10 protein-coding genes are annotated in these 14,450 nt (G+C 68.7%); 7 read left to right on the forward strand and 3 right to left on the reverse strand.

The features are described 5' to 3' along the window. Nucleotides 1-132: 132 nt before the first annotated feature. The 4 genes from ENSA7_RS42210 to ENSA7_RS10745 all read left to right on the forward strand — a co-directional run bounded on the left by ENSA7_RS42210 (nt 133) and on the right by ENSA7_RS10745 (nt 8,550). Nucleotides 133-1,593: a TolC family protein gene (locus ENSA7_RS42210; protein ID WP_181233616.1), complete on the forward strand. Its 1,461-nt coding sequence runs from the start codon at nt 133-135 to the stop codon at nt 1,591-1,593. Then, nucleotides 1,590-3,440: an efflux RND transporter periplasmic adaptor subunit gene (locus tag ENSA7_RS10735; RefSeq protein WP_106089138.1), complete on the forward strand. Its 1,851-nt coding sequence runs from the start codon at nt 1,590-1,592 to the stop codon at nt 3,438-3,440. The genes ENSA7_RS42210 and ENSA7_RS10735 overlap by 4 nt, the downstream gene beginning before the upstream one ends. Nucleotides 3,441-3,442: 2 nt before the next feature. Beyond that, nucleotides 3,443-7,390 carry an efflux RND transporter permease subunit gene (locus ENSA7_RS10740; protein WP_244923769.1) on the forward strand — a complete coding sequence of 1,316 codons (3,948 nt, stop codon included), beginning with the start codon at nt 3,443-3,445 and terminating at the stop codon, nt 7,388-7,390. Between the two features lie 728 nt (nt 7,391-8,118). Then, nucleotides 8,119-8,550: a hypothetical protein gene (locus ENSA7_RS10745; protein ID WP_106089139.1), complete on the forward strand. Its 432-nt coding sequence runs from the start codon at nt 8,119-8,121 to the stop codon at nt 8,548-8,550. 119 nt (nt 8,551-8,669) lie between these two features. Here ENSA7_RS10745 and ENSA7_RS45750 read toward each other — a convergent pair whose 3' ends face one another. Continuing rightward, entirely contained in the window at nt 8,670-8,804 is a 135-nt protein-coding gene (locus ENSA7_RS45750) for a hypothetical protein (protein ID WP_280523994.1), read from the reverse strand. Between the two features lie 367 nt (nt 8,805-9,171). On the opposite strand from ENSA7_RS45750, the gene ENSA7_RS10750 reads away from it, so the two are divergent. Both ENSA7_RS10750 and ENSA7_RS10755 read left to right on the forward strand, forming a co-directional pair. Further along, entirely contained in the window at nt 9,172-9,666 is a 495-nt protein-coding gene (locus ENSA7_RS10750; protein ID WP_146157564.1) for a cupredoxin domain-containing protein, read from the forward strand. Nucleotides 9,667-9,881: 215 nt separating this feature from the next. Next, complete coding sequence (locus tag ENSA7_RS10755; RefSeq protein WP_181233618.1) at nt 9,882-11,396, forward strand: ATP-binding protein; 1,515 nt, start codon at nt 9,882-9,884, stop codon at nt 11,394-11,396. On the opposite strand, the gene ENSA7_RS10760 is transcribed toward ENSA7_RS10755, so the two are convergent. Together ENSA7_RS10760 and ENSA7_RS10765 are read right to left on the reverse strand one after the other, a co-directional pair. Then, nucleotides 11,393-12,403: an AAA family ATPase gene (locus tag ENSA7_RS10760; RefSeq protein ID WP_106089142.1), complete on the reverse strand. Its 1,011-nt coding sequence runs from the start codon at nt 12,401-12,403 to the stop codon at nt 11,393-11,395. The genes ENSA7_RS10755 and ENSA7_RS10760 overlap by 4 nt on opposite strands. A gap of 47 nt (nt 12,404-12,450) precedes the next feature. After that, the gene (locus tag ENSA7_RS10765; protein WP_106089143.1) at nt 12,451-13,104 is read right to left on the reverse strand and encodes a class I SAM-dependent methyltransferase; all 654 of its coding nucleotides are present in this window, start codon (nt 13,102-13,104) and stop codon (nt 12,451-12,453) included. A 274-nt stretch (nt 13,105-13,378) separates the two neighbouring features. Here ENSA7_RS10765 and ENSA7_RS10770 point away from each other — a divergent pair, with 274 nt between their 5' ends. Next, nucleotides 13,379-14,431, forward strand: coding sequence for a hypothetical protein (locus ENSA7_RS10770; RefSeq protein ID WP_106089144.1), 1,053 nt, complete (start codon nt 13,379-13,381; stop codon nt 14,429-14,431). Nucleotides 14,432-14,450: the final 19 nt, after the last annotated feature.

Below are 14,450 nucleotides of genomic sequence, written 5' to 3' on the forward strand. Positions count from 1 at the left end.
TATCACCCTACCAAACCCCGCACGCGGGGGGCTGCCCGCACGGGAGCCCTTTCGTGGACCGGGAACATCTGCAACCGTATCCCCCGGGACCGCCAAGCCCTGCGCTCTCCAACCCCACTGACGAGGCCTCGAGTGCTCGAACCCACCTTGCCGTATCTCGCCCGAGCTGACGCGCTGGTCCAGCGCCGGGCTCGGGGGCGCGCGTGGGCAATGTGGCTCGCGCTGTCGGGCTCGCTCGCGCTCGCGGGCTGCGTCACCCGTGCCGAGCGAACCATGCAGGGCTCGCTCGATCGCGCGGGTCAGACCCTGGCCGCCGCGCCGCAGGTGGCCGCCGACGCGCCGCTCGGCGACGACTGGGCCAACGGCGAGCAGCCCAACTTCGACGGGACCCCCGAACCCTACGTGGCCTACGCGCTGGTTCACGAGCACAACCTGCGCGCGAGCTGGGAGCGGTGGCGGGCGGCCACGCATCGGGTCGCGCGGGAGCGCCGGCTGCCTTCGCCGATGCTCACCTACGCGGTGTTCGTGTCGCCGGTCGAGACCCGCGTGGGTCCGCAGCGGCATCGTCTGGGCGTGCAGCAGCGGTTTCCGTGGCCGGGTGAGCTGCTCGCGGGCGCCGACGCAGCGACGGCCGCGGCCCGCGTCGAGCAGCGAAAGTTCGAGGCAGCGGCGCTCGAGCTGCGCGCGCGGGTGGTGATCGCGTACTGGCGGCTGTGGACCCTGCGCGAGATCGAGGTGATCGAGCGCGAGCAGCTCGAGCTGTACGAGGGGCTGATCGAGATCGCCCGCGCGCGGCTCGAGATCGGCAACGCGTCGCTCGCCGACATTCAGCAGCTCGAGCTCGGGCGCGCGCGCCTGGCCGATCAAATTGACGGGCTCAACGAGTCGCAGCAGGCGGCCCAGGCCGCGCTGGTCGCCGCCGTCGCGGCCCCGCCCGAGACCCCGACGCCGACCGCCTCCGCGCTCCCCCGACTCGAGCAGCCCGGCGCCGATGAGGCGTCGCTGCGGCTGGCGCTCGTCGATCACCCCAGCCTGGGTCGCTGGCAGGCGCAGGCCGAGGTCGGGGATCTGCGGGTCAAGGAAGCTCGCCACGCGCGGGCGCCCGGGTTCTCGCTGGGGGTCGACTGGGTCGAGGTTGGGCCCGCGCGGATGGGCAACGTCGCCGACTCGGGCAAGGACGCTGTGTCGATCAGCGTCGGCGTGGAGCTGCCACTGTGGCAGCGCAACTATGCGGAGGATCAGCGCGCGGCCGAGGCCGAGGCCGCGGCCGCCCGGGCCGAGTGGGCGGCCACGCGGGACCGGGCGGCGGCGCAGCTGAGCATGGCGCTCTCGCAGATCCGCGACACGGCCCGCCGCGCGGCGCTGCATGAAGACACGCTGATCCCCCAGGCCCAGAGCGCGCTCGAGTCGACGCTCGGCGGCTACGCGACCGGCGATGTCCAGTTTGCCGCGATCTTGCTGGCCGAGCGCGAGCTGCTCGAGCTGCGCCTGGCCGCGGTGCAGCTACACGCCGCCCATGCGATCGCGTGGGCGGATCTCGAGGCGATCGTGGGTCGCAGCGTCGACGCGCAACCGCAGGAGATCGACCCATGAACAAGTTCCCGAGTGAAGCGCCGAGTTCATGGTTGCCGTGGTTGCTGGTGCCGATCGTGGCGGTGCTGATGTTCGGCCTGGGCCGCTGCGTGCCAGAGCTGGCCGCGCCCCCGGCCGAGGATGACGGCCACGCCCACGAGACCAGCGACGAGGTCTGGACCTGCGCCATGCACCCGCAGGTCCGGCAGCCCGATCCGGGCGCCTGTCCGATCTGTGGCATGGACCTGATCCCGCTCTCGGACCTGGGCGACGGCGGCAGCGAGCAGGTCCAGCTGTCGGAGCGCGCGGCCGTGCTCGCGCGGATCGAGACCGTCGCGGTCGAGCGGATTGCGACCCCGGGCGTCGACCTGCGCCTGCTCGGCCGGGTCGAGGTCGACGAGAGCCGGGTGCGCAACGTCAGCGCGTGGATCGGTGGTCGGGTCGACAAGCTCTACGTGCGCGAGACCGGCACGGTCGTGCGCCGCGGCCAGCCGATCGCCACCCTCTACAGCCCCGAGGTCTACGCCGCGCACCAGGATCTGCTGACCGCGACCAAGTCGGTCGCGAAGCTGCGCAACGCCAGCGATCTGGCCCGGTCGTCGGCCGAGGCCACGCTCGCGGCCGCGCGCCAGCGCCTGAGCCTGCTCGGCCTGTCGGACGCCGAGATCGATCGCATGGCCGAGGCTGGCGCGCCGCGCAAGTCGGTCTCGATCAACGCGACCGACGGCGGGACGGTGATGGAGCGGCTCGCGACCCAGGGCCAGTACGTCGAGGCCGGCGCCGTGTTGTTTCGGGTCGCCGATCTCTCGCGGCTGTGGGTCCAGCTCGACGCCTACGAGAGCGACCTGCCGGCCCTGATGGAGGGCCAGAGCGTCGACATCGAGGCCGAGGCGCTGGCCGGCGAGCGGTTCACGGGCGAGGTCGCGTTCATCGCTCCGATGCTCGACGCGCGCAGGCGGGTCACGCGGGTGCGCGTCGAGGTCGACAACGAGGACGGGCGGCTGCGCCCGGGCATGTTCGTCGAGGCGGTGGTGCGCGGCGGCGCGGCGGTCGAGGCCAAGCAAAAGCCGCTGGTCGTCCCGGTCACGGCGCCGCTGTTCACGGGGCGGCGCTCGTTGGTCTACGTCGAGCTGCCCGCGACCGAGCCGGGCGGGCGGCCGATCTACGTGCCGCGGGTCGTCGAGCTCGGACCGCGGATGGGTGAGCTGTATCCGGTCGTCGCCGGCCTCGCCGAGGGCGAGCGCGTGGTCGTGCACGGGGCCTTTGCGATCGACGCGGATCTCCAGATCCGCGGCGGCGCGAGCATGATGACCCAGACCAACCAGAGCGAGGATCAGCGCGAGCTCGAGCGGGTCGAGCCAGACCCCAAGCTGCGCGGCCAGCTCGCGGCGGTGATGAGCGCGTACCTGGACATGCAGGTCGCGCTGGCCGACGACGACTGGCACGCGGCCCAGGCTGCGGGCGCGCGCCTGGCCGAGGCGTCGCAGGCGGTGGCGCCAGCGAGTGACTCCGCGGCCGCGCAGGCGTGGGCGGTGATCGGCCCGGCGATTGAGAAGCACGCCAACGACGCCGCGCAGTCGCAGGCGATCGAGGGCGCGCGCGGGGCCTTCTTGCACCTCAGCGCGCTGTCGCAGCAAATCGTGTCGGTGTTCGGCAACCCGCTCGCGGTCCCGCTGCGCCTCGCGTTCTGCCCGATGGCGGGCGCCAACCAGGGTGCAGAATGGATCCAGGCCGGCGAGGTGCTCGCCAACAGCTACTTCGGCGAGAGCATGCTCAGCTGCGGTGAGTTCCGCTCGACGATCGATCCGGGTCAGTACCTGCTGGCTGCGACTGGCGGCCTGGCGAACGTCAGCTCGGAGGGTGGCTAGCCGTGGTCGAGCCGGGCGACTCGGGCGTGTCGGCGTCGATGTCGGGGGAGATTGAGAGCCTGGAGCTCGACGTCGATCTCGATGAGGACGAGCCCCTCGAACCACTCGAGCACGACGACAACTGGGCCAAGCTGCTCGGGTGGTTCGTCGCCAACCGACTCGCGGTGTTCGTGCTCGCGCTGTTGATCGCGCTCGCCGGCGTGTGGGCTTCGCCGTTCGTGTGGGACACCGGGCCGCTGCCGCGCTCACCGGTCCCGGTCGACGCGATCCCCGACGTCGGCGAGAACCAGCAGATCGTGTTCAGCGAGTGGCCAGGTCGGTCGCCGCGGGACATCGAAGATCAGATCACCTACCCGCTGACCACGGCGCTGCTGGGGATCCCGGCGGTCAAGACGGTGCGCAGCGCCTCGGCGTTTGGGTTCTCGACGATCTACGTGATCTTCGAGGACGACGTGGAGTTCTACTGGGCCCGCAGCCGCGTGCTCGAGAAGCTCGCGTCGCTGCAGCCGGGGACCGTGCCCGACGGCGTGAGTCCGACCCTGGGCCCCGACGCGACCGCGCTGGGGCAGGTGTTTTGGTACACGCTCGAGGGCCGCGACCCGGCGACCGGCGAGCTCGTGGGTGGCTGGGATCTGCACGAGCTGCGCTCGGTCCAGGACTGGACCTTGCGCTACGCCCTGCAGTCGGTCTCGGGCGTGTCCGAGGTCGCGTCGGTCGGCGGGTTCGTCAAGGAGTACCAGGTCGACGTCGATCCCGAGGCCCTGCGCGCGCAAGGGGTGACCCTGGATCAGGTCGCGCGGGCGGTCGCGGGCTCGAACCTCGACGTCGGCGCGCGGACCCTGGAGATCAATCGGGTCGAGTACCTGATCCGCAGCGTCGGCTTCATCGAGGATCAGCGTGACCTCGAAGAGGCGGTGGTCGTGTCGCGCGAGCACACGCCGATCCGCGTGCGCGACGTGGCCCGGGTGACGCTGGGTCCGGCCCAGCGGCGCGGGGCCCTCGACGACGCGGGGGCCGAGGTCGTCGGTGGGGTCGTGGTCGCGCGCTACGGCGCCAACCCGCTCGAGACGATCGAGGCGGTCAAGCAACGGATCGCCGAGATCCAGGCCGGGCTGCCGCGCAAGACCCTGGCCGACGGGCGCGAGAGCCAGGTCACCGTGGTGCCATTTTACGATCGCACCCAACTGATCCACGAGACGCTGGACACGCTCTCGACCGCGCTGTGGCAGGAGATCCTGATCACGATCATCGTGGTCTTGGTGCTGCTGCGAGACCTTCGCAGCTCGCTGTTGATCTCCGCGATGCTGCCGCTGGGTGTGCTCGCGACCTTCGTGGTCATGAAGCTTACCGGCGTCGACGCCAACGTGATGGCGCTGGGCGGGATAGCGATCGCAATCGGGACGATGGTCGACATCGGGATCGTGCTGACCGAGAACATCGCGACGCGTCTGGCAGCGAACGCGGATCCCACGTCGAGCACGCTGGAGCAGCGGGCCCAGATCGTGCGTCGGGCCGCGTCCGAGGTCGCGCCCGCGGTGGTGACCTCGGTTTTGACCACGGTCGTCAGCTTCTTGCCCGTGTTCGGGCTGACCGCGGCGGAGTCACGGCTGTTCACCCCGCTGGCGCTGACCAAGACCTACGCGATGGTCGGCGCGCTGGGTCTGTCGCTGCTGATCCTGCCCGCGCTGGCGCTGGTGCTGATGCGCCCGCAGCCGGCCGCGCCTACCCGGGTCGGGCGCAGCCCCGTCCGCCGCGCGCTGGCCTCCATGTTCCGCTGGGAGCACCTGCGCGACTGGGTGCTCGCGGGTCTCGGGCTCGCGCTGCTGGTCTGGGTGCACGCCTGGTTGGGCGCGCTGGTGTTGGCCATGGCGGGGTTTCGCCTGGCGCGGCCGCTGCTGCCTGCGCGCGTCGTGACGATCGGCGTGATGGTCGAGAACGTGCTGGCGATCGTCGTCGTCGCGCTGGCGCTCACGCGCAGCTGGCTGCCGCTCGGGCCGGCGCCCGGCCTCGCCGTCAACGCGCTGTTCGTGGGCGGGCTGGTCGGCGGCGTGGTCGTCTCGCTGCGCGCCTTCATGTGGCTGTACCCGGCGCTGCTGCGCTTGTTCTTGCGTCACAAGCTCGCGTTCATGCTGATGCCCACGCTGATCGTGGTGCTCGGCTGCACGGTCTGGCTTGGCGCGCCGCGGGTGTTCGGCTGGGCGATCGACGACGACGAGACCCAGCGCGGGGCGCTGGCGACGACGCTGGTCAACGCGGCCCCGGGGTTTGGACGCGAGTACATGCCGCCCTTCGACGAAGGCGCGTTCTTGTACATGCCGACCACGATGTCGCACGCGTCGCTCGGCCAGTCGCTCGAGATGTTGCAGCAGATCGACGCCGCGATCGCGGCAATTCCGGAGGTCGATCGGGTGGTCGGCAAGCTCGGGCGGGTCGACAGCGCGCTGGATCCGGCCCCGGTCTCGATGATCGAGACCGTGATCACCTATGTGCCCGAGTACCGGACCGAGGCCGACGGCAGCCGAGTTCGCCAGTGGCGTGACCAGATCCGCTCGACCCAGGACATCTGGGACGAGATCGTCGCGGCCGCGCAGATGCCCGGGTTGACCAGCGCGCCCGTGCTGATGCCGATCAACGCGAGGATCGTGATGCTGCAGAGCGGCATGCGAGCCCCGATGGGCATCAAGATCGCCGGGCCCGACCTCGCCAGCATCGAGCGGTTTGGCCTGGCGCTCGAGCCGATCCTGCGCGAGGTGCCCGAGCTGCGGGCCGAGACCGTGTTCGCCGATCGGGTGGTGGGCAAGCCGTACCTCGAGCTCGAGCTCGATCGCCGCGAGATCGCCCACCAGGGTCTGACGATCGCCGAGGTCCAGCATCAGCTGCAGGTCGCGCTGGGTGGCATGGTGCTGACGCGGACCGTCGAGGGCCGCGAGCGCTATGGGGTGCGGGTCCGCTACATGCGAGAAGATCGCGACTCGCTCCCGGCGATCGAGCACCTGCCGATCGCGGTCGCCGGCCAAGAGCCGATCCCGCTCGGGCAGATCGCCGAGGTTCGCTACGTCCGCGGGCCGCAGATGATCAAGGCCGAAGACACGTTTGCGACCGCGTACGTGTTGTTTGATCGGGTCGCGGACGTCGCCGAGGTCGAGGCCGTCGAGGCCGCTCGCGCGCGGATCGAGGCCGCGCTGGCCAGCGGTGAGCTGGTCCTGCCCGACGGCGTCAGCTATCGGTTCTCGGGCAGCTACGAGAACCAGCTGCGCAGCGAGGCCCGGTTGTTGGTGCTGATCCCGGTCGCGCTCGCGTTGGTGTTCATTCTGCTGCACCTGCGATTTCGTCGGGTCGCGGTCACGGTGATGATCTACTCGGGGGTCGCCGTCGCGGTCAGCGGTGGGTTCTTGCTGCTGTGGGCGTGGGGGCAGCCGGGGTTCTTGGACTTCGAGCTGCTCGGCACCAACATCGGGGCGCTGCTTGGGGTGGGGCCGATCAATCTGTCGGTCGCGGTCTGGGTTGGGGTGATCGCGCTGATTGGTATCGCGACCGACGATGGCGTGGTCATGGCGACTTATCTGTCGCAGAAGTTCGAGAGCGCGCCGCCGCGGACGGTCGCGGAGATCCGCGAGCGCACGCTCGACGCGGGCAAGCGACGGGTGCGGCCATGTTTGATGACCACCGCCACGACGTTGCTTGCGCTGATGCCGGTTGTTGCCTCGCAGGGGCGCGGTGGTGATGTGATGGCGCCCATGGCCGTGCCGATTCTTGGCGGCATGTTGATCGAGCTGCTCACGCTATTTGTGGTGCCCGTGCTGTGGTGTTGGATGGAAGAGCTCCGGTTCGCGCGCGCGAATCGAGCCGCCGCAGTGCAGCTGGGTGGGCCGGATCGGCGTCAGCCGAGCGTGCGTGTGCGCGTAGACCCGCCTGTGGAAGCGCAGGCCAAATCGAGCGAAGATCCATAGCCGCTGCGGTGCTGACCAGCCTGGCACCGACAAGGCCGGCGAGCCGGCCAAGCCGGAGTATGCCGTGGTGCATACATTCCGACTTTCGTGCGGAACCCATCCGGTGGGATGGACAGGTTGCTTGCCACTCGATCTGTCACTGCCCGCAAGATAGGCAAGAAACCGACCCCGCGGAGGATGGTTCGTCACGAGCGACGTGCGTACTGTCGTGACATGCGATTGGCAGCGCTGTCCCCCAAGCCCAACCCTGGGGCGAAAGACAAAGCCCAGCGCAAGCCAACCCGCAACAAGTTCTCCTCGGCCTCATGGGGGGACCCCGCAGACGCGGGAAGCCTCGGCTACGGGCGGCCCGGCCTCCGAACTGGAGGCCGAGCACGACGACGACGTCATCGAAGCGCCCTCGAGTGAAGCATCTCGAGAGATGATCGATGGACTCGTCAGGGATTTCGGTATTGGGGGGCAACGCGTTGTCGTTGGCGTTTTCTTACATGTCGCCAGATAATAACAGTGGTGTGTTCGCCGAGGAATTTGCACACTTTTTCATCGTCAACAGGAACAAGAAAGCCGTCAAGCGATGATTCTGCCAAATGAAATTTGTGCCCAGATTGAAGCAATTGTCACACGTGTGGCGTCGGCGACTTCAGAGATCCCGCATTCCATCGAGGTCGCACGTGAGATCGCAAAGTTGCCAGGAATTCAGAAGCTCAGGCACAACCACCTTCGCTTCCATGAGTGTGACATATGCGTGTCGCCTGAAAACGGCTCGATTAGAAGTCGAGGCGCTGGAGACCATCGACGACCTGTCGCTCACGATCGCACCAAAGGTCGTCGGACTGATTCAGATCGGAAGCGAGGGGAGGAGCGTAGTCCTGATCAAGCGTTACGAGGCGTGTCCGGGTGAGTGGTTAGCGCGCTCAACCACGACAAAAGAGCCTTTTTCGGAGGCCACCGCCGTCCGGTTTCAAGCTGATGTTCAGGCGCTCGCGAGTCGCGGGCTTGTCTACCCTTACCTGCGACTGTTGATGCACTGGCTCGTGAGCAGCGAGACCGGAACTCTGGTTGTCGAGGGCGACTGGTCGCGGATGCGAAAGAATCGCTGGGAGACCCAGTTCATGCTCGAGGAGGTCGACCGGCACCTGACTTCACGGAGTCCGGCCTGACGGCGGCATGAATGTCGTCTTCTGCCAGTTCATCTTCGAGTACTGCCGAAAGTCCAAGGTACGAACACCGAAGCTGTGCAGTTGCTGTTTGAACGGGACGACGCTGGCATCGGGATCGGTCACGTCCGTGTGGTGGTGGTCGGGCATCCACAGGCTGGCGTGACTTGGATCCCGTAGCGTTCGGCGTTGTGAGCGAGGCTGTAGCCGATGAAGTTGGCGAGCCCCGCGGGATCCGTGCCGGGCGCGAAGAGCATCATTCGGCTGATGCAGCGCCGGTTGATCTCGCAGCGACGGCCAGCGTAGATCGGCCGCGCGCGGACGCGGTCGTCGCCGTGCGCCGCGCCCTGGGCGCGGTTGGTTGCCCACGGGCGGCGCTGGCTTGCTCCTGCGCGGTCGTGGCCATGTAGAGCTCATCGGCCCGCGGACGGGCTTGTTGCAGAATTTCTGGCAGGAGCGTGGTGCTGATCCAACGACGAGATCCGGTTCGCGCGCGCGAACCGAGCCGCAGCAGTGCAGGAGCGTGGCTCGGACCGGCGTGAGCCGAGCGTGCGTGTGCGCGTAGACCCGCCTGTGGAAGCGCAGGCCAAATCGAGCGAAGATCCATAGCAGCGAAGACACGACATGTTGCGCAACCAGACCCTCACAACCACCCTGGCGCTCGGCCTCGCGGCTGCGCTGCTGTGCTTCCCTGCTTGTGACAAGGGCGCCGCCGACAAGGCTGGCGCGGAGAAGGCCGGCGCTGACAAGGCTGGCGCGGACAAAGCTGGCGCCGACAAGGCCGACGAGCCGGCCACCGAAGCGAAGCCCGAGCAGCCCGAGCCGGCCGCGGACCTGGTCGAGATCAACGGGGACGGACGAATCGACGTGCTCGTCGACGCCGGCGGCTACCACCCAGCCGAGGTCCGGGCCCCCGCGGGCAGCAAGGTCACCCTCGCGTTCACGCGCACGACCGACGCGGGCTGCGGGCAAGAGCTGGTGGTCGAGTCCATGGAGATCAAGCGGACCTTGCCGCTCAACGAGGCCGTCGAGATCGAGGTCGTGGTGCCGGCGAGCGGCGAGGTCGGGTTCGCGTGCGGGATGAACATGTACAAGGGCAAGGTCGCGCCAAAGGCCTGACACGGGCGAAGCTCGGCCTGCTCGGTCGGCGACCCACACGCGGTAGCGCGGTGCCCTGGCTGTGGCGCACGGCGGCAAGGCCGTGCTGCGCGGGCTCGCCCGGCTGATCGACGGCGAGACCGGCGTGTACGTGTGGCGCGGGTCGTTCGGGGCTCGTGACGACCCGCGCTGGCGCCCGCCCCACGCGATCGCTCATGCTAGCTTGGCCAGCGATCATGAAGTCAGCGGCGATGAAGGCGGCGTGGTACGAGCAAGTCTTCGAGGCGACATCCAATGCCATGTTCATCTACACGCTCGATGGCAAGCTCGTAGACGTGAATCCGGCCGCCTGTGCGCTGCACGGGTATACCCGTGAGCAAATGCTGGGCATGGCACCGGCCGACTTCATCGCGCCCGAATCCATCCATGTGTTCGACGCGTTTCGCGAAGCCCTGGCCAATGGCCGCGAGTATCGGGGCGAGGCCCAGGGCCTGCGCGCGGACGGTGGCCGGTTCGACGTCGAAGTCTATGGTGTCGGCATTCGACTTGGCGATGAGCTGTTCGCCTGCTCGAGTCTGACCGACATCACCGAGCGGGTCCAGCTGCGCCGCGAGCTGGCCGAAGCCGTCCGCATGGACGCGCTCGGCCGGCTCGCTGGCGGCATCGCCCACGACTTCAACAACATGCTCTCGGTCATCATGTGCAACGCGGATCTGGGCCGCACCGCCGACGACCCGCGTGACGTCGCCCGCAGCTTCGACGAGATCCTCGAGGCCGCCGAGCGAGCGCGCCAGCTCACCACCCAGCTGCTCTCGTTCAGCCGCAATCGCGCGATCCGCCGCGGCCGCGTCGATCTCGACGACGTCGCGCGTGCCGTGCTCCCGCTGATCGAGACCCTGCTTCCAGACACGATCACGCTGACCTCACAGGTGCGCAGCGGCCCGCACTTCGTCGACGGCGAGGCTTCGCCCTTGGAGCAGATCATCGTCAACCTGGTGCTCAACGCTCGCGACGCGCTCCCGTCTGGTGGCCACATCCGGCTCGAGACCCGCGCCCGGGTGCTAGACGCGACGAGTCACGCCGAGCTTCCCCCCGGGCCCTATGTCGAGTTGATCGTCGAGGACGACGGGATCGGGATGGACGCCGCGACTCGCTCGCGCATCTTCGAGCCGTTCTTCACCACCAAGCAGTCGCAGGGCACGGGGCTGGGGCTGGCGAGCGCGTACGGCATCGTTCGGCAGTACGGTGGTGGGATCGTGGTCTATAGCGAACTCGGTCGCGGCACCACGTTTCGGGTGTTCTTCCCGCTGAGCACAGATCAGGTCGAGCGGGTCGACACCGCGCCCGCGCTGGACGTGGACCACGGCCAGACGGCGCTGTCCGGCATGACGGTGCTGGTGGTCGACGATGAGCAGCTCGTCGGCCAGGTGGTCGTGCGCGCAGCCAAGCAGTTTGGAGCGACCGCGATGTGCACCACCGTCGAGGCCGCGCCCGCGTTGCTGGACCGGACCGGCGCCGGGCTATTGATTATCAACGTGCTCATGCCGGGCCAGAGCGGCATTGAGCTATATGAAGCCCTGCTCGAGACCCACCCGGAGCTGCGCGTGCTGTATCTGTCGGGGTACAGCGCCGACCACCTCAGTCGCGGCGGGCTGTTGGATCCCGACATCGAGGTGTTGTCGAAGCCGTTCAGTACCGCCGAGCTGATCTCCGCCATTGCGCGCGCGGGCGCGACAAAGCGAACGACTTAGACGGGTACCGGGGTGGTTGCGACGAGCTCGCGCACGAGCTCCTGGGCGAGCGCGACTTGATCACCGCTGCCAGCTTGAGCGGGCACCACACGGTGGGCGAGGGCCGGGACCGCGAGCTCCTGCAGATCATCGATGCTGACCTGTCCGCGCCCACCCAGCAGCGCGCGCGCCCGCGCAGCTGCGACCCAGGCGAGCGCGCCCCGGGTGCTCACGCCGAGCCGGATCTCCCCCGCCTCGCGGGTGGCCTGGACCAGCTGTTGGGCGTAGCGGGCCAGATCCGGGTGCAGGTGAACGCCCCTGGCCGCGACCTGCAGCTCGAGCAGCGCGGCCGGTGAGTTGACGCTGCTCGAGCCGCGCCCGGTCGGCTCGGGAGACCGCGGCGACGCCTCGACCCCACCGCTGAGCAACAGCGCCGCTTCGACCTCGGGGTTGGCGTAGCCCATGCTCAGCCGCAGCAAGAAGCGATCGCGCTGGGACTCGGGCAGGGGATAGGTGCCGTGGTGCTCCTCCGGGTTTTGCGTGGCGATGACGACGAAGGGATCCGGCAGCGGGTGGCTGACCCCGTCGATCGACACCTGCGCCTCGCCCATGGCCTCGAGCAGGGCGCTCTGGGTTCGCGGTGGGGCCCGATTGACCTCGTCGGCGAGCACCAGGTTGGCGAATATCGGGCCCGCGCGGAACTCGAATTGCTCGCGGCTGGACAGCCACACGTTGACCCCCAGCAGGTCCGCTGGCAGCAGGTCACTGGTAAATTGGATGCGGCTGAAGCTGCCACCGATCGCGGCGGCGAGCGCCCTCGCCAGGGTGCTCTTGCCGACCCCCGGGATGTCCTCGATCAGCAGGTGGCCCCGGGCGACCAGGCAGATCAGCGCGAGATCGATGACCTCGTCTTTGCCGTGGATGCGGGCTGCGACAGCGTGGCGGATGTCGGCGAGGGTCTTGGCGTGATCGGCGAGGGTGACGAGCTTCGCGGCCGGGGGAGGGGATGTTGCGATCACTGCGTCCACGTACGGCCAGTCTAGTCATTTATTACTTACGCTGCACCCACAATGGCTCATGCGCGCTTGCGGCAGAACATGATCCCGTCGCGGACCGAGAGCAGCACGTGCTCGACGCGGGGCTCGTTCTTGACGTGTGCGTTGAAGCGCACGATCGCGCGATCGCTGTCCGACTGCGGATCGACCACCCGGCCGCTCCACAGGGTGTTGTCGGCCAGGATCACCCCGCCGATCGGCAGCAGCTCGAGCGCGAGCTCGAAGTAGCGTACGTAGCCGGACTTGTCGGCGTCGATGAACACCAGGTCGAAGCGCTCGCCGGCGGCGACCAGCTCGCTCGCTGTCTGTTTGGCATCGCCGAGCCGCAGCTCGATCTTGTGCCCCCACGGGCTCCGATCCCAGAACCGACGGGCGATCTCGGTTGCGACCGGGTCGACGTCGCAGGTGACCAGCTTGCCGTCGTCGGGCAGCCCGGCGGCCATGGCCATCGAGGAGTAGCCGCTGAAGGTCCCGATCTCGAGCACGCGCTTGGCCCCAGTGACCTTGACCATGAGCTCGAGGAACCGACCCTCGACCCGGCCGACCTGCATCTGGGGATCGGAGAGCTTGGCGTAGGTCTCGGCGCGAAGCTGCTCGAAGATGTCGAGCTCGGGCGTGGTGTGATCGTGGATGTAGGCGGTCAGCGCGTCGCTGAGCATGGTCATGTCGGCCATGCTGGGGATGCTACTCGATCTGGAGTGGGGACGAGTCGCTTCGCCGATTTGTCGCGCCGCCGTCGGGCCTTCGCCGCGGTGTCCCTGGTCGGTCCAAGATGGCGTCGAAGAGCCTGTCCTGCACGGTCTGCACGGTGGGCACGCTCGTTGCACATGCACGCGACCAATGCGTACTTCAACTGATTCTGGTCGTTTCTCTTGGTTGCTGTCACTGATGCGGGGAGGTGCCACGGCCCGTCCGCCAGGGCGTCGGCGTGCCCTCTTGCTTGGCGGCGTGGCGCTGTCCGTCCTGGGAGCGGGCGTCGTGTTTGTCGGCGCCAACGTCTGCACGACAGAGGTCCCACCGCCGCTGTGGACACAGGCGGATCTCGACAACGACGTGCCCGAGGCTGACAACGGATGGTCCCTGGTCGTGGCGGAGAACCACGTGAAGGTCCCCGAGTCGCTGGCCAAGCTCGTCGACGGGAGCGAGCGAGACGCCGAGCGCTACTGGGCTGACGTCGACCAACAGGCCGACGCGCTGCAGGCGTTCCTGGCGACCGATGCGGCGCGGGAGGTCAGCGATCAGCTCGACCAGGCGCGCGCGCGGCCTGGCTTCGCCGACACCTGTCAGCTCGGTGGTGGGGGTGCGTGTCTGACGATCGCGTGGCGCGACGTGCATCGGGTCGGGGTGCTGCGGGCGGCCGCGCTGGCCCGCGCGGGGGAGTCGGCGGACGCGAGCTTGCTCCTGCGTGATCTGATCCGAATGGACACGGCGCACCTGCAGAGCGCTCGCTATATAGTCAGCTTTCTGGTCGCCAGCGCGAACATGAGGGCAGCGCTGACGCAGGCGAACATGCTGGCGTCCCGGCTCGACCAGCGCGAGGTCACGGCTGACACGCGCGTCGCAATGGCCGAGCTCGCGCAGGTCGTCGAGGCGGTGGACATCGAGGCGATCAACCTGCAGCGGGTCGTGATCGGCGAGTATCTGGCCTGCGCGCAGACCCTCGAGCGGCTCGAGAGCGGCGACGCGGAGCTGCCGGATCGGGCCAAAGCGCCGCCGGGGATCGGCTGGGCGTTCGATCGCGGGGAGACGCTGCGGAGCTTGAACGAGCGGTTCGAACATCGCTACCGCGCCGCCGGTTCGAACGACGCCGCCGCAACGTTCGGGGCCGGCGAAGACTCACCGAAGCAGGAGTTCGCGTGGTGGCTGCGCAACCCGGTCGGCAAGCTGTACATCGACTCGACGATCGTGGACCTCGAGTGGGGGATCGAAGCGGACCTCGAGCAGCTCGGCCGCGCGCGGGTGCGCGCCCTGGGCAATGTTCTGGCCCACGTCGACGGGTAGCGGCGTGAACCCCTACATC

Source organism: Enhygromyxa salina, assembly GCF_002994635.1.
GTDB classification, from domain to species: Bacteria; Myxococcota_A; Polyangia; order Nannocystales; family Nannocystaceae; genus Plesiocystis; species Plesiocystis salina_B.

Excerpts from the sequence above, each read along its gene's own strand:
- ENSA7_RS10735 (WP_106089138.1), top strand. The coding sequence starts at position 1,590 with ATGAACAAGTTCCCGAGTGAAGCGCCGAGTTCATGGTTGCCGTGGTTG.
- ENSA7_RS10745 (WP_106089139.1), top strand. The coding sequence starts at position 8,119 with ATGAGTGTGACATATGCGTGTCGCCTGAAAACGGCTCGATTAGAAGTC.
- ENSA7_RS45750 (WP_280523994.1), bottom strand. The coding sequence starts at position 8,804 with ATGCTCTTCGCGCCCGGCACGGATCCCGCGGGGCTCGCCAACTTCATC.
- ENSA7_RS10750 (WP_146157564.1), top strand. The coding sequence starts at position 9,172 with ATGTTGCGCAACCAGACCCTCACAACCACCCTGGCGCTCGGCCTCGCG.
- ENSA7_RS10755 (WP_181233618.1), top strand. The coding sequence starts at position 9,882 with ATGAAGTCAGCGGCGATGAAGGCGGCGTGGTACGAGCAAGTCTTCGAG.
- ENSA7_RS10765 (WP_106089143.1), bottom strand. The coding sequence starts at position 13,104 with ATGGCCGACATGACCATGCTCAGCGACGCGCTGACCGCCTACATCCAC.